Annotated in this window: 21 protein-coding genes and 2 tRNA genes; 13 read left to right on the top strand and 10 right to left on the bottom strand. The window is 67.0% G+C overall.

All coding sequences use genetic code 11. The annotated features are described in order from the left end of the window. Positions 1–67 precede the first annotated feature (67 nt). Complete coding sequence (locus ABFP37_RS05960) at positions 68–277, top strand: hypothetical protein (protein WP_078028775.1); 210 nt, start codon at positions 68–70, stop codon at positions 275–277. Between the two features lie 123 nt (positions 278–400). Further along, complete coding sequence (locus ABFP37_RS05955; RefSeq protein WP_078028776.1) at positions 401–1,198, top strand: HNH endonuclease family protein; 798 nt, start codon at positions 401–403, stop codon at positions 1,196–1,198. Between the two features lie 62 nt (positions 1,199–1,260). Here the strand turns inward: ABFP37_RS05955 and def are convergent, their stop codons facing one another. From def to orn, 3 genes are all read right to left on the bottom strand, one after another. Beyond that, entirely contained in the window at positions 1,261–1,833 is a 573-nt protein-coding gene (gene def / locus ABFP37_RS05950) for a peptide deformylase (RefSeq protein ID WP_078028777.1), read from the bottom strand. A gap of 125 nt (positions 1,834–1,958) precedes the next feature. Continuing rightward, positions 1,959–2,031, bottom strand: a tRNA-His gene (locus ABFP37_RS05945). 131 nt (positions 2,032–2,162) lie between these two features. Further along, positions 2,163–2,834: an oligoribonuclease gene (gene orn, locus ABFP37_RS05940; RefSeq protein ID WP_260680691.1), complete on the bottom strand. Its 672-nt coding sequence runs from the start codon at positions 2,832–2,834 to the stop codon at positions 2,163–2,165. A 155-nt stretch (positions 2,835–2,989) separates the two neighbouring features. Between orn and mptB the strand changes: the two genes are divergently transcribed. Next, on the top strand, positions 2,990–4,546 hold the full coding sequence (mptB, locus tag ABFP37_RS05935) for a polyprenol phosphomannose-dependent alpha 1,6 mannosyltransferase MptB (RefSeq protein WP_078028779.1): 1,557 nt from the start codon (positions 2,990–2,992) through the stop codon (positions 4,544–4,546). Here the strand turns inward: mptB and ABFP37_RS05930 are convergent. Beyond that, positions 4,539–5,225 (bottom strand): DNA alkylation repair protein, encoded by a 687-nt coding sequence (locus ABFP37_RS05930; protein WP_078028780.1) that lies wholly within the window; start codon positions 5,223–5,225, stop codon positions 4,539–4,541. The genes mptB and ABFP37_RS05930 overlap by 8 nt on opposite strands. Before the next feature lie 156 nt (positions 5,226–5,381). Here ABFP37_RS05930 and map point away from each other — a divergent pair, with 156 nt between their 5' ends. Together map and ABFP37_RS05920 are read left to right on the top strand one after the other, a co-directional pair. Beyond that, on the top strand, positions 5,382–6,149 hold the full coding sequence (gene map / locus ABFP37_RS05925) for a type I methionyl aminopeptidase (protein ID WP_078028781.1): 768 nt from the start codon (positions 5,382–5,384) through the stop codon (positions 6,147–6,149). 62 nt (positions 6,150–6,211) lie between these two features. Beyond that, positions 6,212–7,117 (top strand): aldose 1-epimerase family protein, encoded by a 906-nt coding sequence (locus ABFP37_RS05920; protein ID WP_078028782.1) that lies wholly within the window; start codon positions 6,212–6,214, stop codon positions 7,115–7,117. 12 nt (positions 7,118–7,129) lie between these two features. Here the strand turns inward: ABFP37_RS05920 and ABFP37_RS05915 are convergent, their stop codons facing one another. Both ABFP37_RS05915 and ABFP37_RS05910 read right to left on the bottom strand, forming a co-directional pair. Next, entirely contained in the window at positions 7,130–7,828 is a 699-nt protein-coding gene (locus ABFP37_RS05915; RefSeq protein WP_347033004.1) for a GNAT family N-acetyltransferase, read from the bottom strand. 53 nt (positions 7,829–7,881) lie between these two features. Next, positions 7,882–8,967, bottom strand: a complete 1,086-nt coding sequence (locus tag ABFP37_RS05910) for a LacI family DNA-binding transcriptional regulator (protein ID WP_347033003.1) — start codon at positions 8,965–8,967, stop codon at positions 7,882–7,884. A gap of 195 nt (positions 8,968–9,162) precedes the next feature. On the opposite strand from ABFP37_RS05910, the gene ABFP37_RS05905 reads away from it, so the two are divergent. The 4 genes from ABFP37_RS05905 (at position 9,163) to ABFP37_RS05890 (ending at position 12,965) form a co-directional block, all read left to right on the top strand. After that, a complete protein-coding gene (locus ABFP37_RS05905; protein ID WP_078028788.1) occupies positions 9,163–10,335 on the top strand; it encodes a Gfo/Idh/MocA family oxidoreductase in 1,173 nt (390 codons plus the stop codon). Then, complete coding sequence (locus ABFP37_RS05900; RefSeq protein WP_347033002.1) at positions 10,332–11,546, top strand: dihydrodipicolinate synthase family protein; 1,215 nt, start codon at positions 10,332–10,334, stop codon at positions 11,544–11,546. Before ABFP37_RS05905 ends, ABFP37_RS05900 begins: the two co-directional genes overlap by 4 nt. Then, entirely contained in the window at positions 11,543–12,382 is an 840-nt protein-coding gene (locus ABFP37_RS05895; protein ID WP_347033001.1) for a sugar phosphate isomerase/epimerase family protein, read from the top strand. The genes ABFP37_RS05900 and ABFP37_RS05895 overlap by 4 nt, the downstream gene beginning before the upstream one ends. Before the next feature lie 151 nt (positions 12,383–12,533). Then, a complete protein-coding gene (locus ABFP37_RS05890; RefSeq protein ID WP_078028791.1) occupies positions 12,534–12,965 on the top strand; it encodes an SRPBCC domain-containing protein in 432 nt (143 codons plus the stop codon). A 67-nt stretch (positions 12,966–13,032) separates the two neighbouring features. On the opposite strand, the gene ABFP37_RS05885 is transcribed toward ABFP37_RS05890, so the two are convergent. Further along, positions 13,033–13,491, bottom strand: a complete 459-nt coding sequence (locus tag ABFP37_RS05885; protein WP_347033000.1) for a lipopolysaccharide assembly protein LapA domain-containing protein — start codon at positions 13,489–13,491, stop codon at positions 13,033–13,035. A gap of 261 nt (positions 13,492–13,752) precedes the next feature. Continuing rightward, positions 13,753–13,828: transfer RNA gene (locus ABFP37_RS05880), tRNA-Arg, on the bottom strand. Between the two features lie 212 nt (positions 13,829–14,040). On the opposite strand from ABFP37_RS05880, the gene ABFP37_RS05875 reads away from it, so the two are divergent. From ABFP37_RS05875 to ettA, 3 genes are read left to right on the top strand one after another with little or no spacing between them, the layout of a single operon-like run. Next, entirely contained in the window at positions 14,041–14,610 is a 570-nt protein-coding gene (locus ABFP37_RS05875; RefSeq protein WP_078028792.1) for a single-stranded DNA-binding protein, read from the top strand. A 55-nt stretch (positions 14,611–14,665) separates the two neighbouring features. Further along, positions 14,666–15,196, top strand: a complete 531-nt coding sequence (locus ABFP37_RS05870) for a hypothetical protein (RefSeq protein WP_260680692.1) — start codon at positions 14,666–14,668, stop codon at positions 15,194–15,196. Positions 15,197–15,239: 43 nt separating this feature from the next. After that, positions 15,240–16,922, top strand: a complete 1,683-nt coding sequence (gene ettA / locus ABFP37_RS05865) for an energy-dependent translational throttle protein EttA (protein ID WP_078028793.1) — start codon at positions 15,240–15,242, stop codon at positions 16,920–16,922. A gap of 285 nt (positions 16,923–17,207) precedes the next feature. Here ettA and ABFP37_RS05860 read toward each other — a convergent pair whose 3' ends face one another. Continuing rightward, the gene (locus tag ABFP37_RS05860) at positions 17,208–18,248 is read right to left on the bottom strand and encodes an AAA family ATPase (protein ID WP_078028794.1); all 1,041 of its coding nucleotides are present in this window, start codon (positions 18,246–18,248) and stop codon (positions 17,208–17,210) included. Positions 18,249–18,349: 101 nt separating this feature from the next. Then, positions 18,350–19,321, bottom strand: a complete 972-nt coding sequence (locus ABFP37_RS05855; RefSeq protein ID WP_347032999.1) for an acyl-CoA thioesterase II — start codon at positions 19,319–19,321, stop codon at positions 18,350–18,352. Between the two features lie 63 nt (positions 19,322–19,384). Between ABFP37_RS05855 and ABFP37_RS05850 the strand changes: the two genes are divergently transcribed. Beyond that, entirely contained in the window at positions 19,385–20,047 is a 663-nt protein-coding gene (locus ABFP37_RS05850) for a hypothetical protein (protein WP_347032998.1), read from the top strand. Positions 20,048–20,053 lie beyond the last annotated feature (6 nt).

Below are 20,053 nucleotides of genomic sequence, written 5' to 3'. Positions count from 1 at the left end.
GTTGTTTCCCCGGAAGTTCCCAGCCGAGTCTCTGGAATCAGCCGGGAAAGGGGACCAGACTGGTGACATGGAACACGACGCGACTCTCCAGCACGAGACAACCTTGGAACATGCCCTCGACGTAGCGCGAGCCAACCAAAAGAAAGCTCAGCTGTTGTTGGACGAAGCCCGCGCTGCGCACGCGGCCGGCGAAATCGGCGACGACAGGGTGGCCCAACTGGAACGCCTTCTTGACCTCGCCAACGTGGACCTACGGCGGGTGATGCGGGAGCAATAGCACTGCTCGACTGTTCCTGCACAGCCCACCACTCCTCAACACTGTGGATTACGGCCCCGATGTCAGTGCTCCGGCCTAGGCTCTGGGGGTGAGTAGAAAACCCGACCTGAAGCCCCGGAGCACGTGAGCGTCAGCTGGGCCGCCTACCGGCGCGCCCGCCGCCGCTCGCGCCAGGCGTGGGCCGTGCTGGGGGCTTTCGCCGCTGTTTTGGTCGCCCTGATCATCTGGTTTTTCATCGCCGGGCAGTTTGCGGTAGCGGAGCCGGCAGTGTCCGGCCCGAGTGAGGCCCCCGTTTTCGACCCGGCCTGGATGAAGCCTGTGATCCCGCCCCGCCCGGTGCCCGGCGGCAGTGCGGCAGCGGCCCTCGAGGGCCTCGCAGTCAAAGGCCGTGCGCCAAAGAACGATTACCAGCGCTCGGCGTTCGGGCCGGCCTGGCAGGATGCCGACCGGAACGGGTGCGATACCCGCAATGACATCCTGCGCCGCGATCTCCGCGAGGTGGTGTTTGCGAAGGACTCCAAGTGCAAGGTCGTGTCCGGGACGATGCACGAGCCGTATGTCGGCCGGGTTGCGACGTTCACCCGCGGCGCGGACACCAGCAAGGACGTGCAGATCGACCACGTGGTTGCCCTGGGCGACGCCTGGCAGAAAGGAGCCCAGCAGCTCACGCCCAGGGAGCGGCAGAATCTGGCCAATGATCCGCTGAACCTCATTGCGGCGGACGGCCCGGCCAATCAGGAGAAGAGCGCCTCGGATGCCGGAACCTGGCTGCCGAAAAACAAGGCCCTCAGGTGCCACTACGTCGCACGGCAAATCTCGGTGAAAACGGCCTACGGGCTCTGGGTAACGCAGCCGGAGAAGGACGCCATGGCCCGCGTGCTGAGCTCCTGCCCGCAGCAGCAGACCATTGCCGCCCGGTGAAGCTGCGAGCCATGCCACCCGGTGAAGCCGCGCCCGGGCCGCGAGCCCGGTGAGTGAAGGGTTCAGTGCCCGAACGGGTCCGGATCCACTCCCGGCATCCACGTCAGCCCGGGGACGCCCCAGCCGCTCTTCTTGGCCTGCTTCATCGCCTTGCGGGCGTACCTGTCAATGAGGCGGTTCACGTAGAGCCGGCCGTCCAGGTGGTCGTATTCATGCTGGATCACCCGGGCGAACCAGCCCGTGGCTTCGAAGTCCACCGGGTTGCCGAACCCGTCGAAGCCCTGGACCCGCGCCCAGTCCGCCCGCTTCAGGGGGTACTGGCCTCCCGGGAAGGAGAGGCAGCCCTCAACCTCCTCGTCCGGGTCAGGCAGGGCGCCGGAGATCTTGGAAAGTGTCAGAACGGGGTTGACCAGGACCCCGGAAGGCGGCGCGCCGTCCTCGTTGTCGTACTTGTACACAAAGATCCGTTTGCCTACGCCCACCTGGGGTGCGGCCAGCCCCACGCCGTTGGCTTTGTCATTGGTCTCAAACATGTCGGCAATCAGCTGGCGGAGTTCGTCGTCGAACACCTCAACTTCGGCTGCGCGGCGGTGCAGCACCGGCTCGCCCCAGATGGTGATAGGCAGAACGGTCATGTCAGATGGATCCTTTGGTGCAGGGCGGACTTCAGCCGGCAATGGTGCGAAACGAACAAAGGCCGCACCGGATAACCGGTGCGGCCTTTGTGATTGGGCGGCAAGTCAATGCCGTCCTTGGTGAGGGTGAGCGACGGGGGTTGAACCCGCGACCTCCTGGACCACAACCAGGCGCTCTGCCAACTGAGCTACGCCCACCATGTGCCCCGACAGACTGTCCGGCAAGCCGTTCGTCCGAAAAGGCAACGTCAAATAGCTTACCTGCTGTTCGGGGGTGGTTTTGCCACTTTTGGCCATTTCGGCAAAATTTCCCTCAAACGTGGCGCAGATTACTTTCCGGGCTCCACTGGGGCCGCCGAAGGAACGGTCCCCGCCGCGAGCTCATCGGCGGGTGTGGACGGATCCGATATCCGCTTGGAGATCTGCTGGGCGGTGACGCTGTCCGGGCCGGGGGCCGGCACAAAGACCGCTTCCCGGTAATAGCGGAGTTCATCAATCGAATCCTTGATGTCGCCGAGCGCGCGGTGCCCGCCATGCTTGGCGGGTGCCTGGAAATAGGCGCGGGCGAACCAGCGCCGCGACAGTTCCTTGATGGTGCTCACGTCAACGATCCTGTAGTGCAGGTGCTCCACGACCGACGGCATGTCACGGGCCAGGAACACGCGGTCCGTGCCGACCGAATTTCCGGCGAGCGGCGCCTTGCGGGCATCCGGCACCCACTTGCGGATGTACTCCAGGACGGCGGCTTCGGCCTCAGCCAGAGTCTTTCCCTTGGGGAGCTCTTCGAGGAGGCCCGAGCGCGTGTGCATGTCCCGGACGAAGTCATTCATCTGGGCGAGGGCCGCGTCGTCGGGCTTGATGACGACGTCCACCCCGTCCCCGAGGATGTTGAGTTCGGAATCCGTCACCAGGGCAGCCACTTCGATCAGGGCGTCGTTAACACTGTCAAGGCCGGTCATTTCGCAGTCGATCCAGACGATGCGTTCGTTAGTAATAGGCACCCGATCAGCCTACCGTTTAGCCGTCCTGCTGCGGTCCGGTGCTAAGATTTCGGGTACGTGGCGACGTCCCAGTGCGCCTGCCGCGATCCATTCTGGCCGGATATAACGGGCGCAGATGGCGGCAGTATGCCCACAACAGATTGGACGATCCTGAGATGACGGCGCCCGTGCCTGCGATTGGGGAAAAGGCCACCGGCCTTTCCACAGACCCGGCCCCGGCAGAGGTGGACAACCCCCGCTCGCCCATCCTCTCCGGTTTCATTGGCTCGGTGTTCCTAGTCATCGGCTCCCTGGGCGTTGGCTGGCTGGCTCCGGCGTCGGAGCTGCGGCGGATGCCGCTGTTTATTTGGATGCGCACCGAGGCCATCGGCGTCGCGTTGTCGATCGTGCTCTTGGCCGTCGGCGGCATGTTGCTGGTCCGGGCGTGGCTCAGGCTTGGCCAGCACATCCACATCTGGGGTGAGGCGGCCCGAAAAGCCACCCTGAAGGCCATTGCCGCGTGGGGCCTGCCCATGATGTTCACGGTCCCGTTGTTCAGCCGGGACGTTTATGCCTACATCGGCCAGGGCCGGCTGATGGTGGAGGGGTTCAACCCGTACGAGAACGGCATCTCGGCCCTGTCCAACTATTTCCAGCTCGGCGCTGACAAAATGTGGACCGAAGCCCCGGTGCCGTACGGGCAGCTGTTCCTTTGGATCGAGCAGTTCGTGGTCTGGTCCACCAACGTCCACCCCGAGGCAAGCATCATGCTGTTCCGCCTCGCCGCGCTGGCCGGCGTGGCGCTGTGCATTATCTATGTCCCCAAGCTCGCCGAACTCCACGGCGTCAATCCCCACCGCGCCCTCTGGCTTACGGCGGCGAATCCGCTCTTCCTCACCAACTTCATTGCGAGCGTCCACAACGACTCGCTGATGATCGGCCTTGCCCTAGCCGGACTGTATTACTCAGCCACCAGGCGCGTCATCTTCGGAATTGTCCTGGTGACGGCCTCCATTGCGGTGAAGCCCATTACCGTGGTCTTCCTGCCCTTCATCGGACTGCTCTGGGCGGGCAAGGGAGCCAGCTGGCCGCGGAGGTTTGTTTTCTGGGGCTTGACCGCGGGAATCAGTTTTGCCCTGCTCTACCTCATGAGCCTGGTGAACGGTTTCGGCTTCGGGTGGATCAACGGCCTGTCCGCGCCCGGAAGCGTGTGGATCTGGTACGCCCCGGTGGGCCTGCTGGGCCTGGTGGTGGCCTCCATCGCCAACGCGTTCAGTTTCGACGGGTGGGGCCTCGCCAAACTGGTTTACGACGCCGGCAAGGTGCTTGCCGTGGGAATCGTCGCCTGGCAGATCTTCAGGGGAGACCACGACCGCATCATGCGCCGGCTGACGCTGGCGTTTGCGGCGGTGGTGGTGCTGGCCCCGATGATCCAGTCCTGGTACGTCGTCTGGCTGATCCCGCTGTTTGCCGTGACCGGCATCCGCGATGACTGGCAGGTCAAAGCCCTGTACTTCATCGTGTCCTTCTTCATGGTCTACGCGATTTCAGACCAGCTGGAGGTCTTCCCGTATTTGCAGACTGAGGACCTGGGCCTGGCGTTGGCACTTGCCCGCAACGCCGCGGCCATCATCGCCCTGCTGTTTGCGCTCTACCTGATCTTCCTGGACCGGAGGACCAAGCTGCTGTTCAGCAAGTCGGACCAGCCGGTCACCACGCGACCCGTCATCTGACCGCGACGTTCCTCAGGGCTTCCCTGCGCGAGAGCGGGCTGAGGGAAGGGCCGTTCCGGGCCACAAAGTCCAGGACCCAGTCAGGCTCGGTTTTGGCGTACTCGCGCAGCACCCAGCCGATGGCCTTGCGGATGAAGAACTCCCCGTCGGCCATATTCGCCTCGATGACGCTCGCGAGCAGGGCCGGGTCCGTGCGGGACTTCGCGCCCAGCTGGGCGGTGATGGAGGCCCGACGGATCCAGAGGTCCGGGTCCGCGCTCCAGCGGAGCAGCACGGGCGTGAGTTCCTCCCGGTGGGCCTGGAGCAGGGTGCAGATCCGGTGGGCCACGCCGTCCACGTAATCCCACGATGCGCCGGTGCGGATGATTTCCTCGTACACCGGCAGCATCCCGAGGTCACGGGCAACCAGCCGCAGCCCGGTGAGGTCGATCGCCGCGTAGCGTTCCTCGCGGTAGCCGGCCTCCCGCCACAGGGCGAGCACGGTTGACCGCAGGTCCTCGGCGGAGGCAAAGGGATGGGCCGCCGCAATGCTCTTCGTGGCCTTTCGCACATCCGGCACCCGGACGCCGAGGGACGGAGTGGACGACTTCATGTAGGCCTGAGCCGCGGCGCCGCGCACCGGGTCCGCCGCGGCGCGCAGTTCGGAGCGGATGGCGGCCAGCACCTCTTCATTTGCCATGCCGCCACGATAGCTGCTTCAAGGAACCCGCCGCGTGGTTTGCCGGTGCCGGAGCGGCCCGCGTGGTCCTAGAGTAGGCAGGTACAGAGTATGCGCGTACGAGGCGCCGCCCGGCACGGATCCACCTGCCGCGCCCAAGTAATCCCGGAGGCCCCCATGTCCATGATCAAGACTCCCGAGGAAATTGCCTTGATGCGCGAAGCGGGACGCGTCGTGGCCAACGCGTTGGCGGCGGTCCGGCAGGCAGCCGCCGTCGGTGTTTCGCTGACGGAACTCGACGGCGTTGCCGCCGCCTCGATTTCCGACGCCGGAGCCACGCCGGCGTTCCTCAACTACCGGCCGCGCTGGGCTGCCGTTCCGTTTCCCGGCGTGATCTGCACGAGTGTGAATGATGCCGTGGTGCACGGGATCCCCAACGGATACCGGCTGCAGGACGGAGACCTGCTGAGCGTGGACTGCGGCGCCTTCCTTGAGGGCTGGTGCGGGGATGCCGCCATCAGCTTTGTCGTGGGCACGGTGGATCCGGTGGACCAGGCGCTCATCGAGGCGACGGACGCCGCGCTGGCCAGGGGCATCGACGCTGCGCGGGTGGGCAACAAGATGGGCGACCTCGCGTACGCGATCGGCGGCGCCGCCCGGCGGGAGGGCTACGGACTGTTGGCTGACCACGGCGGGCACGGGATTGGCCGCACCATGCACGCGGAACCTCCGGTACCCAACGACGGCCGCCCCGGCCGGGGGATCAAGCTGACCGAGGGGCTGGTCATCGCCATCGAGCCGATGCTCATTCTCGGAGGTAGTGGTGACTACTACCACGACGAGGACGAGTGGACGCTCCGGTCCGCCAACGGCCGCAGGGCTGCACACAGCGAACACACCGTGGCCATCACCGAGGACGGTCCGGTCATCCTGACCCTGCCCTGACCCTGCGCTATCCTTGCTGGTAGTGACGGAAAGTTAGCGCTAACAGAGGAGACAGGACGCCCATGCCGCGCACGGAGCATGCCATAAGTTTCGGCCCCTATTCGGCCATCATCACCGAGCGCAGCGGAGCCCTGCGGGAACTTCGGTACGACGGCCGGGACCTGGTGGTCGGCTTTGGTGCGGACGGCCCCATTCCGGACTACCGGGGAGTGGTCTGCGTCCCGTGGCCCAACCGGGTGGCCGGCGGCCGCTACAGCCACGGCGGCACAGCATTCCAGGCGCCCATCAACGAACCCGAACGGAACACGGCCCTCCACGGCCTGGTGCTGGATGTGCCGTGGACCCTGGCGCAGCGGACGGATTCCTCGGTCACTCTCCGGTGCCACGTCGCTGCCGGACCCGCCTATCCGGGGGCGCTTGCGGTGACCGCTTCCTATGAGCTGCTGGCCGACGGCCTGCACTGCGCTGTCACGGCCGCCAACGTCGGTGAGACGGCGGCCCCGTACGGGGTTTGCCCGCATCCGTACCTCGTCGCCGGCCCGGCCCCGTTGGATAATTGGACGCTGGAACTCCCCGCTGGAGAGTTTCTCGAAGTCACGCCGGACCGGCTGCTGCCGCGGCAAATGAGGTCCGTTGACGGTCATGAGTTCGATTTCCGGAACGAGCGCGGCCTTGGTTCCGTCCGGATTGACCACGCGTTCACGAGCCTCAGCCGCAACCCTGACGGACTGGCAACGGTGCGCGTCTTTGACCCCTCGGGGACGGGAGTGGAGATCGAATGGGACAAGCGGTGCCCGTGGGTGCAGGTTCACACGGCGGACAAGCCCGTGGGTCCGGACCGGCTCGGACTGGCAGTGGAACCGATGACCTGCCCGCCCGACGCGTTCAATTCGGGTACAGATGTGGTGGAGTTGCTCCCGGGCTCGTCGCATGAGGCAGGCTGGACGATCCGCGCCCTGAGCCGATAGCGGTGCCGTCGGTCACCGGGGGCTCGGCGGCCTGAGCTGCAGGCGCACCACGGCGCGGCCCGGAACGGCCTCGCTGACCACCTCGAAGCCGGCGGCCAGGAAGAGCCCGAGTGTCCCGTGGTACAGGTCCGGCGCGCCGGCTTTGGGCCGCTTCGCCGCATCCACCGGATAGCCTTCCAGCACCGCTGCTCCACAGGCCCTTGCGTGCTCGACGGCGGCCCCGAGGAGCGCGGCTGCAACGCCGCTGCGGCGGTGGCCGGGGGAGACGACGAAGCAACTCACAGACCATACATCGGCAGCTGCGGGGGAGTCCGCGGCGGCCTCGCCGGCGGGGCCGGGAATTGCGGGGCCAGAAATTGCAGGGCCGGCGATGCCCGGGCCGGCGGCCTTGAGGACCTGCGAACGCAGAATCCGGGGATAGCAGTGCCGGGGTTCAACGGCACACCAGCCCACCGGAGTGCCGTCCCGGTAAGCGAGGACGCCGGGCGCCGGCATGCCGCCGTCGAACCTGTCTTTCAGCAGGGCCTTGCGGTCGGCAGGGGAGGTCGCCGCATAGTCAGGCCCGGTCAGGGCGAAGAACCGGCACCAGCACCGCGACGGTTCGCCCCTGACGCCGAACAGCTGCTCGACGTCGGGCCATTCGGCCGCGGCGGTGGCGATGCCGCCTGCGGCGTCCCGGTCCGGCTGTTTCGTGGCGTCCGGCTGTGTCATGGGAACAGCCTAGGTCAGCCCCTCGGGGCTGGCGAGGTGGCGACGGCCACGGGCTACGAAACGGACTCCGGGGCCGCCTCGGTGCTGTGGCGAAGGGTCACTTGGCCTGTCACCGGAACGGGAGCCCCGCCGTCGGCCGTTGAGTCCCCGCCCGCGGCGCCCAGGGCCGCCAGCCGGCCGATCTCCTCCAAGGGAAGCCGTACGGTTGACAGCGCCGGGCGGAAGTCGCGCAGCGTTTCGATGTCGTCGAACCCGGCGAGAAAGGCGTCGCGCGGGATCCGCAGCCCCTCCGAGCGCAGGGCTGCAGCGGCGCCGATGGCCATGACATCATTGACCGCGAAGATGCAGAGCCGGGGCCCGGCCGAACCCTGCGTTCGGCCGGCCTTGATGCGGGAGGCCAGCACCTCGCCAGCCGCAAAGCCTCCGGCGCGGTCAAAGCCGCTGTGCATGACCTCTGCCCGTTGCCGGCCGGAGGCCGCCAGGCCGGCCTGGAATCCGCGAACGCGGTCGTCGGACGTCACGAGACCCTCCGGGCCGCCCATGATGACGAACTCACCGGGGTGGTTCGCCGCGAGCTGACGGGCGAGCTCGGCGGCGAGTTCCTCGTTCGGAACGGCAACCACGTGGTAGCCCTCGGAGGTTGCGGCTCCGATGACCGGATGCCCCACGACGCCGACGCGCCCGCCGTTGCGGCAGTACCGGTCCAGTTCCGCGGCCAGCTCGGCATTGCCGTCCCGGTCCGCCGGGCGGGCGGAGCGGGACCCGGCGATCACGATCGAGTCGGCCCTGCGCGCGGCGAACGCGGCCACAGCCGCCCGTTCGTCCGCAGGGGTGCCGCCGGTGGTGGCCAGCAAAACCATCTTGCCCTGTTCCCGGGCGGCTTCCTGCACGCCGCGGGCGATGGCGGAGAAGTAGGGGTCGGCGATGTCGTGCACGATCAGACCGAGGAGCCCGGAGCTGGACTTCGCCAGGCCCTGGGCCTGGGCGTTCGGAATGTAGCCGAGCGATTCCGCGGCCCTCCGCACTCGCTCCGCGATGTCCGGCCCCGGCGTCCGCGCCGAACCGTTGAGGACGCGCGATGCGGTGGCGGGGGAGACCCCTGCCAGGCGGGCCACCTCGGTCAGCGTGCTTGCAGCCACAGACAACTCCTGTTCAACAGCCCCCAGCGTCGGTCCGCTGCGGAGATGTTCACATTATGGCAGTTGCGGGGAATGCTGGGAAAGCGCTTGCCAATACGGCGTGGCATGGGCATTATTGGAAGCGACGGGAATGCGCTTTCCCAGTTCATTCGGACTCCGGACGACCTGGAGCTTCACTGACTATGAAGAGGACACATGGGCTTCGAAACACAGACGATCCGCATCGCCATGAACGGCATCACCGGCCGGATGGGCTACCGCCAGCACCTGCTGCGCTCCATCCTTCCCATCCGCGACGCGGGCGGCTTCACCCTCGAGGACGGCACCAGGGTTCAGGTCGAACCGATCCTGGTGGGCAGGAACGAGACCAAGATCCGTGAGCTGGCCGAGCTCCACAAGGTCTCCGAGTGGTCCACCGATCTGGACGCCGTCATCAACGACCCCACGGTCGACGTCGTCTTCGATGCCTCCATGACCAGCCTCCGGGCGGCCACCCTGAAGAAGGCCATGCGCGCCGGCAAGCACATCTTCACCGAGAAGCCCACTGCCGAAACGCTGGACGAGGCGATTGAACTGGCCCGCATCGGCAAGGAGGCCGGAGTCACCGCAGGCGTGGTCCACGACAAGCTTTACCTCCCCGGCCTGGTCAAGCTGCGCCGCCTAGTCGATGAAGGCTTCTTCGGCCGCATCCTCTCCATCCGCGGCGAATTCGGCTACTGGGTCTTCGAGGGGGACGTGCAGGCGGCGCAGCGCCCGTCCTGGAACTACCGTAAGGAAGACGGCGGCGGAATGACCACTGATATGTTCTGTCACTGGAACTACGTCCTCGAAGGCATCGTCGGCAAGGTCAAGAGCGTCAGTGCCAAGACCGCCACCCACATCCCCGCGCGGTGGGACGAGGCCGGCAAGGAATACCAGGCCACCGCCGACGACGCCTCCTACGGCATCTTCGAGCTCGAAACCCCAGGCGGTGACGAGGTCATCGGCCAGATCAACTCCTCCTGGGCCGTTCGCGTCTACCGTGACGAACTCGTGGAGTTCCAGATCGACGGCACGCACGGTTCCGCCGTCGCCGGCCTGAACAAGTGCGTCGCGCAGCAGCGCGCCCACACGCCCAAACCCGTCTGGAACCCGGACCTGCCCGTCACCGAATCGTTCCGCAGCCAGTGGCAGGAAGTCCCCGCCAACGCCGAACTGGACAACGGCTTCAAGCTGCAGTGGGAGGAATTCCTGCGCGACGTCGTCGCCGGCCGCGAACATCGCTTCGGCCTGCTCTCCGCGGCGCGTGGCGTCCAGCTCGCCGAGCTCGGACTGCAGTCCAACGGCGAGCGCCGCACCATCGACATCCCGGAGATCACGCTCTCATGACATCGCTGATCCTTCCCACGCACGACGGCGGCACGCGTGAGTACCGCCTCAACTCCGCCACTTCGTGGCCGATTCCGGCCGCGCCACTGACATCGCGCCGCGCCTACGCCGCCGCCCACGTCATCCCGGAGGTCACAGCGGACAACACTCCCGGGGCACCGGCCCGGCTCGACTGGGACGCCACGCTGGCCTACCGGCACGAGCTCTGGTCCTATGGCCTGGGGGTGGCCGACGCCATGGACACCGCCCAGCGCGGCATGGGCCTGGACTGGCAGGCCACGCAGCAGCTCATCAAGCGCACCGGTGTCGAGGCCGCGTCAGTGGTTTCCTCCGGTAGCGCCGCCACGGCCGGAAAGTCCGTCCGTGACCTCGTGTCCTGCGGTGCCGGCACCGACCAGCTGGACCTGGGCTCGCTGCCCTCAGGTGCTGCCGGAATCCGGGCCGTCCTGGATGCCTACCGCGAGCAGGTCGCCGTCGTATCCGAGGCCGGCCCCAAGGTGATCCTCATGGCTTCCCGTGCCCTGGCGAAAGTGGCCAGCGGGCCGGATGACTATCTGCAGGTCTACTCGACACTGCTGCAGGAAACGGAGCAGCCGGTGATCCTGCACTGGCTCGGCACCATGTTCGATCCCGCGCTGGCGGGCTACTGGGGCTCCGAGGATGTCCCTGCGGCCACGGAAACGTTCCTCTCCCTCATCCGGGAGCACGCGGACAAGGTGGATGGCGTCAAGGTGTCGCTTTTGGACGCCAGCCACGAAGGAGCACTGCGCGCGGCCCTCCCCGCGGGCGTCCGGCTCTACACCGGCGACGACTTCAACTATCCGGAACTCATCGACGGCGACGGTACCCACCATTCGGACGCCCTGCTGGGCATCTTCGCCGCCATCTATCCGGCAGCCTCGGCGGCGCTGCAAAATTACGACGCCGGCGATCCCACCAGGGCCCGCGCCATCCTGGACTCCACCCGGGAGCTGGGCAAGCACATCTTCAGCGCCCCCACGTTCTACTACAAGACCGGCATCGCGTTCATGTCCTGGCTGAACGGCAAGCAACCGGGCTTCCAGATGGTGGGCGGACTGCATTCCGGACGTTCCGTAGTGCACCTGGCCAAGACCTTCGAACTTGCCGACCAGGCCGGGCTGCTGAAGGACCCGGCCCTCGCGGCGTTCCGGATGTCCGATTTCCTTCGCATCAACGGAGTGGGAGTATGAGCGACTTTTCACGGCTTTCCCTCAACAGCGCCACCACCAAGAAGTGGACCCTCGCCGAGGCCGTCGACGGCTGTGCCCGGGCCGGCATCCCGGCGATCGGCCCCTGGCGCGACCGCGTGCACGAAGCCGGCGTGGACAAGGCCGCCAAGCTGATCAGGGACGCCGGCCTGCGCGTCTCCTCTCTGTGCCGCGGCGGCTTCCTGACGGCAGCCGACGCCGACGGCCAGGCGGCGGCCCTCGCCGACAACCGTGCCGCCGTCCTGGAAGCAGTGGCACTGGACACGCGGGAGCTGTTCCTGGTGGTCGGCGGCCTGGCCCCGGGGGAGAAGGACGTGGTGGCGGCCCGCCGGCGCGTGGCTGACCGCCTCGCAGACCTGGTTCCCTTCGCCGTCGAAAACGGCATCCGGCTGGTCCTTGAGCCGCTGCATCCGATGTACGCCGCGGACCGTGCCCTGATCTCCACCCTGGGCCAGGCCCTCGACCTGGCGGGCCCATACGACGCGAAGGCGGTCGGCGTCGCCGTCGACACGTTCCATGTCTGGTGGGACCCGGAACTGAAGGCGCAGATTGAACGGGCGGGCCGGGAGAACCGCATAGCCTCATACCAGGTCTGCGATTTCAACCTGCCCATCGCGGCAGACGCCCTCCTGTCGCGGGGCATGATGGGCGACGGCGTGATCGACTTCGCCACGATCGGCACCTGGGTCCGGGACGCCGGATACACCGGCGACATCGAAGTGGAAATCTTCAACCAGGCCATCTGGGATGCCGACGGCGACGCCGTCCTCGTGGCCATGAAGGCGCGCTACGCCGAGCTGGTGCTGCCGTACGCCTGACGGCTCCCTGCCCACCCGCGGTACGGACAGCCGGCACCGGACACCGGTGCCGGCCCGGAGTCATCAGTCGCGGGCCCGGAGTTCTCAGCCGCGGGTGCGCCCTTAACAGGGCTGGCGTCCGCGGGTAGGGTGAGGCCGAGGAGGCAGGCTTATGAATCATCAGATCAAGGACGCGGTGGCGTCCATCGTCGTAGCGGCACCCGCGGAGAGGGTCTGGAAGGCCCTTACGGATCCCGACGACGTCAGGCAGTACTTCCTGGGCACGAACGTCACGTCCACGTGGCGTGAGGGCGACCCCGTGACCTTTGCCGGGGAATGGAAGGGCAAGACCTACGAAGACAAGGGAATTGTCCTGGCGAACCGGCCCAACGAGCTGTTGCGGATCAGCCACTACAGTCCACTGACGGGGCTTCCCGACGTGCCGGAGAACTACCACACGGTGGAGTACCGCCTGGATCCACGGGCCGAAGGCACCGAAGTCAGCATCACGCAGGGCAACAACCGGAGCGAATCCGAGGCGGAGGAATCCACCAAACTCTGGGATATGGTGCTCGCCAACCTCAAGGAGTATCTGGAGCGCTGACCCGGCGGAGCGGCCGGAGGATCCCGTCGCTTGCCTCCGCGCGCCGGCGCACTCGGCGACCGCCTTTTCAGCGCTGCCGTGAGCCTGATACGCGCCGGCGGTGTTCGGCGGCACGGAGTTGGATGATCCTCGCGGCGCCGGCCATTGCCACGAGCACGCCGCCGCCGACTGCGGCGATGAAGAGTGCGATGCCGAGGGCCACGGCACCTTGCAGCCCGAAGAACTTCACTTGGACGAGTTCCTGATTCTGCAGGATGAAGACGATCAGCAGCACAAGCACCACCAGGGCCGACGCGACCGCGGCCCAGATCATGCCGGCGCGGGTGACTGGACGTTTTGGTTCGTTCGTGGCCGCCGGAGTGGTGCCTCCGTCGTAGCCGGGAAGGGAAGCGGTACCGGGCCGGCTTTGGCCCTCCCCGGCGGCCGTTCGGCCTTCCGCTGGCGGGGGAACGTTCGGCACGGAGGCCTGCGCCGGCGGCGATGGTTGCTCGTCGAACGGTTCGGGCTCAGATCGATTCTGCGTCATGCCGGTGAATCCTTTCCGATGGTCCAGCGCGGCCGGGGACGTGGGCGCCGGCGCCACATCACTGTGCCGGCGCCCACTCCGATCATAAGCACGCTTCAGGCGCATAGTAAGCATGCTTTGCATCGGAAGGGTCGCGTGTCGGGAGGGCTGGTAAAAGGCTGGCGGCACTGCGCGCCGGGACAACGAAAAACACCCCGGTCCGAAGACCGGGGTGTCAACGATGACCCGACACATCCGTAAAGGATGTCTCGACTCACCGCCTGGTGCCCCAGGAGGGAATCGAACCCCCGACCGGCGGATTAGAAGGCCGCTGCTCTATCCCCTGAGCTACTGGGGCAGTGGCTGCCCGGCAGGTTCCAGGCGCCTAAAAAAGTCTACATTGACTTGACCCCGGACGGTGTCACGGGCGGGGCCGTTTCACCTGTCCTCCACACGGCGTCCCCTGCCCGGGTTTTGCACATAGGTCATGTTGTCCCTCCCTGGTCCGTCGTGGCCGGTCGATGCTTGGAGTGCCTGCTAGGGCAAGACAATTCGAGACAGGACACCAAGATGACTGACAACATCACCGTCCGCGGCTTCGTTGCCTCGGAGATCAGAAGCTCCACCACCCCCGGCGGTGTTGCCACCGCCTCCTTCCGCCTCGGGTCGACCGACCGGCGGTACGACCGCGCCTCCAGCACGTGGGTGGATGGAAACACCAACTGGTTCACCGTCCAGGGATACCGGCAGCTGGCCGGGAACATCGGCTGCAGCATCAAGAAGGGCCAGCGCGTCATCATCGTAGGGCGGCTGAAGATGCGCAGCTGGGAAAAGGACGGCCGGATCTACCACGCGGCCGAAATCGACGCCGAGTCCGTAGGCCACGACCTCATGTGGGGCTCCGCCAACTTCACCCGGACCGCCGGCAACAGCCCCCAGCCCGCCGTAGCCGCCGACGGACAGACCGGCGACGCCGAGGGGCACGAATCCGATGCTTCCGGGCGTGACCAGGAGGGAGGACAGGAAGACGGTGAGGAGGATGAAGACTCCGGGTCCACAGACATCTTCATCGACGGCGCCACAGGGGACACCCTGCAGTTGGACTCCGAAACCGGAGAGCTCACCGGGGCGGCAGCCTGAGCGGCGGTGGCATGCGGCACCGTAACCCCCCGGTGCCGCATGGCAGAATGGCAGCGTGACGCGAGCGAAGACACCTCAGGCAACCACCGGCTCCAGGGGCGGTTACGGCAGGTTCTCCGGCCGGTTCACACTCTCGGTGCTGCTGCTGTCATCACTGGCTGCGTGCAGTTCCGGCGCCAGCCAGCAGCCCGGACCGGAGTCCACCGGCCCGGCGGGGGCTACCTCCGCCGCATCTTCCGCTGCCGCCCCGGCTCCGGCGTCCTCCGCGGCTGCACAGGCGACCGCCGCTACGGCCACAGCACGGCTGCAGCGGACCATGGCCGAAGCACTCGGAAGCCTCACTGTAGGTAACCCGAAACCCGGAACGGACCAGATCACGGCGGCCCTGACTGCCGCCGGTGTTCCGGCCCGCAGCCTCGAGGTCTCGGCCGGCCGCACGCCCACTGGCCTGGACGTGGATTCCATTGAGGCCGCGTCAGTGCAGGGCAAGGACTGCGTGTTCGGGCAGATCCGCGACGGCAAAGTCACCGTGACGGTGCTGCCGGTGCTTGCGAACGGGAAGTGCTTCGTGGGGGCTCCCGCCTGACGCGAATGTGAGATATCCCCGCCAACCCACTAGATTTGGAAGCATGGCGGAATTTATCTACACAATGACCAAGGCCCGTAAGGCTGTTGGCGAAAAACTTATTCTCGACGACGTAAGCATGTCCTTCTTCCCGGGCGCCAAAATCGGCGTTGTTGGCCCCAACGGTGCCGGTAAGTCCACCATTCTGAAAATCATGGCAGGCCTGGACATACCCTCCAACGGCGAAGCCCGGCTGAGCCCCGGCTACAGCGTGGGCATCCTGCTCCAGGAGCCGCCGCTCAACGAGGAAAAGACCGTCCTGGGCAACGTCCAGGAAGGCGTTGGCGAGATCTACGGCAAGATCCAGCGCTTCAACGAGATTTCCGAAGAGATGGCCAGCCCGGATGCTGACTACGACTCCCTCCTGGAGGAAATGGGCCAGCTGCAGGAAGCCATCGACGCCGCCGACGCCTGGGACCTCGATTCCCAGCTCGAGCAGGCCATGGACGCCCTCCGGTGCCCGCCGGCCGATGCCGACGTCACCCTCCTTTCCGGCGGTGAGCGCCGCCGCGTCGCACTCTGCAAGCTCCTGCTCCAGAAGCCGGACCTGCTCCTGCTCGACGAGCCCACCAACCACCTGGACGCGGAGAGCGTGCTGTGGCTGGAGCAGCACCTGTCCTCGTACGCAGGGGCCGTGCTGGCCGTCACCCACGACCGGTACTTCCTTGACCACGTCGCGGAATGGATCGCGGAAGTGGACCGCGGCCACCTGTACCCCTACGAAGGCAACTACTCAACCTACCTGGAGAAGAAGCGGGCCCGCCTGGAAATCCAGGGCAAGAAGGACGCCAAGCAGGCCAAGCGGCTCACCGAAGAACTGGAATGGGTCCGCTCCAACGCCAAGGGCCGGCAGACCAAGTCCAAGGCGCGTCTGGCACGCTACGAGGAAATGGCAGCCGAGGCTGACCGGACACGCAAGCTGGACTTCGAAGAAATCCAGATCCCGCCGGGACCCCGCCTGGGCGGCCTGGTCCTCGAGGCCAAGAACCTGCAGAAGGGCTTCGACGACCGCACCCTGATCGACGGCCTGTCCTTCTCCCTGCCCCGCAACGGCATCGTCGGAGTCATCGGCCCCAACGGCGTGGGCAAGTCCACGCTGTTCAAGACCATCGTGGGGCTCGAGCCCCTCGACGGCGGCGAACTGAAGATCGGTGACTCGGTCAAGATCTCCTACGCGGACCAGAGCCGCGGCGGCATCGACCCCAACAAGACCCTGTGGGAGGTCGTCTCGGACGGCCTCGACTTCATCCAGGTCGGCCACGTTGAAATGCCCTCCCGCGCCTATGTCGCCGCCTTCGGCTTCAAGGGACCGGACCAGCAGAAGAAGGCAGGCGTGCTCTCCGGCGGTGAGCGCAACCGCCTGAACCTCGCACTGACCCTCAAGCAGGGCGGAAACCTGCTGCTCCTCGATGAGCCCACCAACGACCTCGACGTCGAGACCCTCAGCAGCCTCGAAAACGCGCTGCTCGAGTTCCCGGGCTGCGCCGTGGTGGTCTCGCACGACCGCTGGTTCCTGGACCGGGTGGCCACGCACATCCTCGCCTACGAAGGTGACGAGGAGAACCCGTCGAAGTGGTACTGGTTCGAAGGCAACTTTGAATCCTACGAGGAGAACAAGGTGGAGCGCCTCGGCCCCGACGCCGCCAAGCCGCACCGCGTCACCCACCGCCGCCTGACCCGCGACTAGTTCCGCAGCGAGGCCGGTACCACGCTGAACTGCTCCCCGAAAGTTGGACTGAACTTCAGTTCTAACTTACGGGGAGCAGTTTCATGTTTAAGGGCAGTTCGTTGTCGGAGGAGCAGCGCGAAGCCGCGGTGCGGCTGTTTGCGACCGTTGGGGGTCCAGGGCCGTAGCGAGCAAGCTTGGGGCGGGTCGGAAAGCTGTCCTCCGGTTGCACGACAGTGGAATAGTTGAGCTTTTTCCCGCTCGGGGGCCGGACAGGCCTTCGCCTGACAGCCGCCGCAGATCCGGTCAGACCAGCCAGCGCCACCAGCGTGACCGCTCCGGTTCCGGCGTCGGTTCCGGCTCCGGCTCCGGCTCCTCGCCCAAGGCCAGCGCGGCCTCGACGATGTCGTCCGCGGTGAGCGTCATGACGGCCTCACGATCGAGCGCGTCGAGACTTTGTTCCTCGTCGAGCGACAGCCGCAGCGCCTGGCGGTTGAGCGCCTGCTCGAACAGCGTGCGGGCGAACCGTGCGTTGCCGGAGTCCTCGCCCGCGTGGAGCCCGGTGAGGATGCGGCGCAGCATCTGGTCCGCACCCGGCTCCAGCGTGTACTCGTGCTGGGCCAGCATCTGGTGGAAGATCGTCTGGAGTGCGTCGACGGAGTAGTCGGGGAACGTGATCTCGCGGGCGAACCGGGAGCGCAGTCCGGGGTTCGAGAGCAAGAAGGACTCCATCAGCCGCGGGTATCCGGCCACGATCACGACCAGGCGGTGGCGGTGGTCCTCCATCCGCTTGAGCAGGACCTCGATCGCCTCGGGGCCGAAGTCCGTCCGGCCGTCCTCCGGGGCCAGAGCGTAGGCCTCGTCGATGAACAGGACGCCGTCCAGCGCACGCCGGATCACCCGGTCCGTCTTGATGGCGGTCGCGCCGACGTACTGCCCCACCAAGCCCGAACGGTCGACCTCGACCAGGTGGCCTTTCTGCAGCAGACCGACCGCGCGGTACATCTCGGCCAGGAGCCGCGCCACGGTGGTCTTGCCCGTGCCCGGGTTTCCGAGGAACACCAGATGCTGTGATGTCGCCACCTCCGGCAGGCCGTGCGCCTTACGGCGGGCCTGGACCTGGAGCAGTGCGACGAGCGCCCGTACCTGTTCCTTCACGGTCTCCAGTCCGACCAGCGCGTCGAGCTCGGCCTGCACCTCGGACAGCGGCCGGGCCGGCCCGGGCCTCGCACCGATGAGATCGCCGACCAGGTCGTCGACGCGCTCAGAACCGTGCAGCCTGAGCTGATCGGTCAGATGGCCGATGGTTTCGCGCAGGTCGTCGAGCGGATTGCGGCTGGCAGCCATGCATCCACTGTAGTCCTCGATTCCCGACCGGGATGGGGTTGGCCGGCTGCGTCCGCAGGTCCGCACGCCCGGAGGACCGTCCCGCGGCCCGGCTTGTCCCGCTATGCCCGGCGCATCTGGTGCTGGAGGACTTTCGACTGGAAGGCCCCTGCCACTTTGCTCTTCAGGTCAGTCGGCACGCGGACCATCCCTTCCTGGGCGACGGATGCCACATGCAGTCCCTCGCGGTTGAAGATCTTTCCGGTGGCGAGCCCGCGGGCTCCCTGCGCGCTGGGGCTTTCCTGGACGTACAGCAGCCACTCATCCACCCGCACGGGCCGGTGCCACCACATGGCGTGGTCCAGGCTGGCCACGCTCATGCCCGGCGTGATCCAGCTCAGTCCGTGCCGGCGCAGAATGGATTCGAGCAGCGTGTAGTCGCTGGCATACGCCAGTGCGGCGCGGTGGGTGTTGGCGTCGTGCGGCATGGCGCTGAAGGTCTTCATCCACACCGCATTGCGGGCTTCCTTCTTGCCGGTGGCCGCGACGTACAGGGGCGGATCGACGTGGCGGATGTCGAAGGGCCGCTCGTACGCCCAGTGCCGCGCCACGGGGTGGTCGAACTTGCCCAGGAGATCCGCCGTGCTGGGAAGTGATTCCGGATCAGGAATTCCCTCGGGCATCTCCGACTGGTGTTCCAGGCCCTCGTCCCCGGCCTGGAACGAGGCGATCATGGACAGAATGGGCGTGCCGTCCTGGTACGCGTGCACGCGGCGTGCCGAAAAAGACCGGCCGTCGCGCAGCCGCTGCACGCCGAAGGTGATGGGCTTGTTCGCGTCGCCGGGCCGCAGGAAGTAGGCGTGCATGGAATGCACGGCGCGGACGGGATCCACGGTGCGCATCCCGGCGATCAGGGACTGCGCCAGGACCTGGCCCCCGAACACGCGCTGGTGCGGCTGCCGCTGCGACGGGCCCATGAAGATGTCCTCGTCCGTCCGGGCGCCCTCAAGCTCGCCAAGATCCAGCAATTCGATCAGCGAGGTGGTGGGGTCGTTCAAGGGCAATGCCTGCACTCCGGCGTCCGCTTCAGTCATGGTTTGACTCTAGACGTCGCCCCGGCACCGCTCAACCGGGGCCCAGCCGGTAGTGTTCTTAATGTGTCTGATCTCCTCACCCAGTCCATCCGCTTCGCCGACCCCCGCGACCTGGCCGATCTCCGGACCTACGCCACCCGCGCCAAGGCCATCGACGACGGCGCCATCCGCCTCCAGGCGGCGGGCATGGTCCTGGCCGCCTACGTCTGCGTGCTCCGGCCCCGGCTGCTGGGGGAGTCCACCCCCACCATCCTCGGCCTGCGGACCATGGCGCTGGCCGAACCGTCCGCCGCGGACGTCACCGTCCCGCTCGCTGCGGTCCTTGACCGGCTCGCGCGGGCTGGTGAGAACGACGCCGAACTCCCGGTCCCGCCGTCGACGGTCACCGAGTCCTGGGCCGGCGTCGGAGCGCCGCGCAGCGGCTGGGAGCTGATCGCTTCAGTGCCGGATGACGTCCTCCGGCGAGCCGCGGAAGCCGGCATCGCCGAGGTGGCCGGAATCGTCCCGGACAAGCCCGGTGCCCTGATGGTCAACAACGCCCGTGCCGCAGTCTGGGGCCGCGAACTGGAAGGGCTCCCGGGCCTTCCCGCCGGTGCCGCCTTTGCCGCCCTGGCCCTCGGATTCCTCGGCTCCGACGAACAGCGCCTCTACCGGGCCGGCCGCTGGTTCCGGCTCACCGGCAGCCGCGGGCACGTCCTGGCCAGGACCGGCGTCGGGCTGCCCTAGCCGGAC

The organism is Burkholderia sp. RS01 (genome assembly GCF_039748055.1).
Classification (GTDB): domain Bacteria; phylum Actinomycetota; class Actinomycetes; order Actinomycetales; family Micrococcaceae; genus Arthrobacter.
The sequence above is the reverse complement of the archived record's forward strand: the minus strand, read 5'-3'. Positions and strand labels throughout refer to the sequence as shown.

Coding starts and splice junctions, on each gene's coding strand:
- def (WP_078028777.1), bottom strand. CDS start 1,833: ATGACCGTTCTGCCTATCACCATCTGGGGCGAGCCGGTGCTGCACCGC.
- ABFP37_RS05920 (WP_078028782.1), top strand. CDS start 6,212: ATGCCGCGCACGGAGCATGCCATAAGTTTCGGCCCCTATTCGGCCATC.
- ABFP37_RS05855 (WP_347032999.1), bottom strand. CDS start 19,321: ATGACTGAAGCGGACGCCGGAGTGCAGGCATTGCCCTTGAACGACCCC.
- ABFP37_RS05860 (WP_078028794.1), bottom strand. CDS start 18,248: ATGGCTGCCAGCCGCAATCCGCTCGACGACCTGCGCGAAACCATCGGC.
- ABFP37_RS05900 (WP_347033002.1), top strand. CDS start 10,332: ATGACATCGCTGATCCTTCCCACGCACGACGGCGGCACGCGTGAGTAC.
- ABFP37_RS05885 (WP_347033000.1), bottom strand. CDS start 13,491: ATGACGCAGAATCGATCTGAGCCCGAACCGTTCGACGAGCAACCATCG.
- ABFP37_RS05875 (WP_078028792.1), top strand. CDS start 14,041: ATGACTGACAACATCACCGTCCGCGGCTTCGTTGCCTCGGAGATCAGA.
- ABFP37_RS05890 (WP_078028791.1), top strand. CDS start 12,534: ATGAATCATCAGATCAAGGACGCGGTGGCGTCCATCGTCGTAGCGGCA.
- ettA (WP_078028793.1), top strand. CDS start 15,240: ATGGCGGAATTTATCTACACAATGACCAAGGCCCGTAAGGCTGTTGGC.
- mptB (WP_078028779.1), top strand. CDS start 2,990: ATGACGGCGCCCGTGCCTGCGATTGGGGAAAAGGCCACCGGCCTTTCC.
- ABFP37_RS05960 (WP_078028775.1), top strand. CDS start 68: ATGGAACACGACGCGACTCTCCAGCACGAGACAACCTTGGAACATGCC.
- ABFP37_RS05905 (WP_078028788.1), top strand. CDS start 9,163: ATGGGCTTCGAAACACAGACGATCCGCATCGCCATGAACGGCATCACC.
- ABFP37_RS05915 (WP_347033004.1), bottom strand. CDS start 7,828: ATGACACAGCCGGACGCCACGAAACAGCCGGACCGGGACGCCGCAGGC.
- map (WP_078028781.1), top strand. CDS start 5,382: ATGTCCATGATCAAGACTCCCGAGGAAATTGCCTTGATGCGCGAAGCG.
- ABFP37_RS05895 (WP_347033001.1), top strand. CDS start 11,543: ATGAGCGACTTTTCACGGCTTTCCCTCAACAGCGCCACCACCAAGAAG.
- ABFP37_RS05930 (WP_078028780.1), bottom strand. CDS start 5,225: ATGGCAAATGAAGAGGTGCTGGCCGCCATCCGCTCCGAACTGCGCGCC.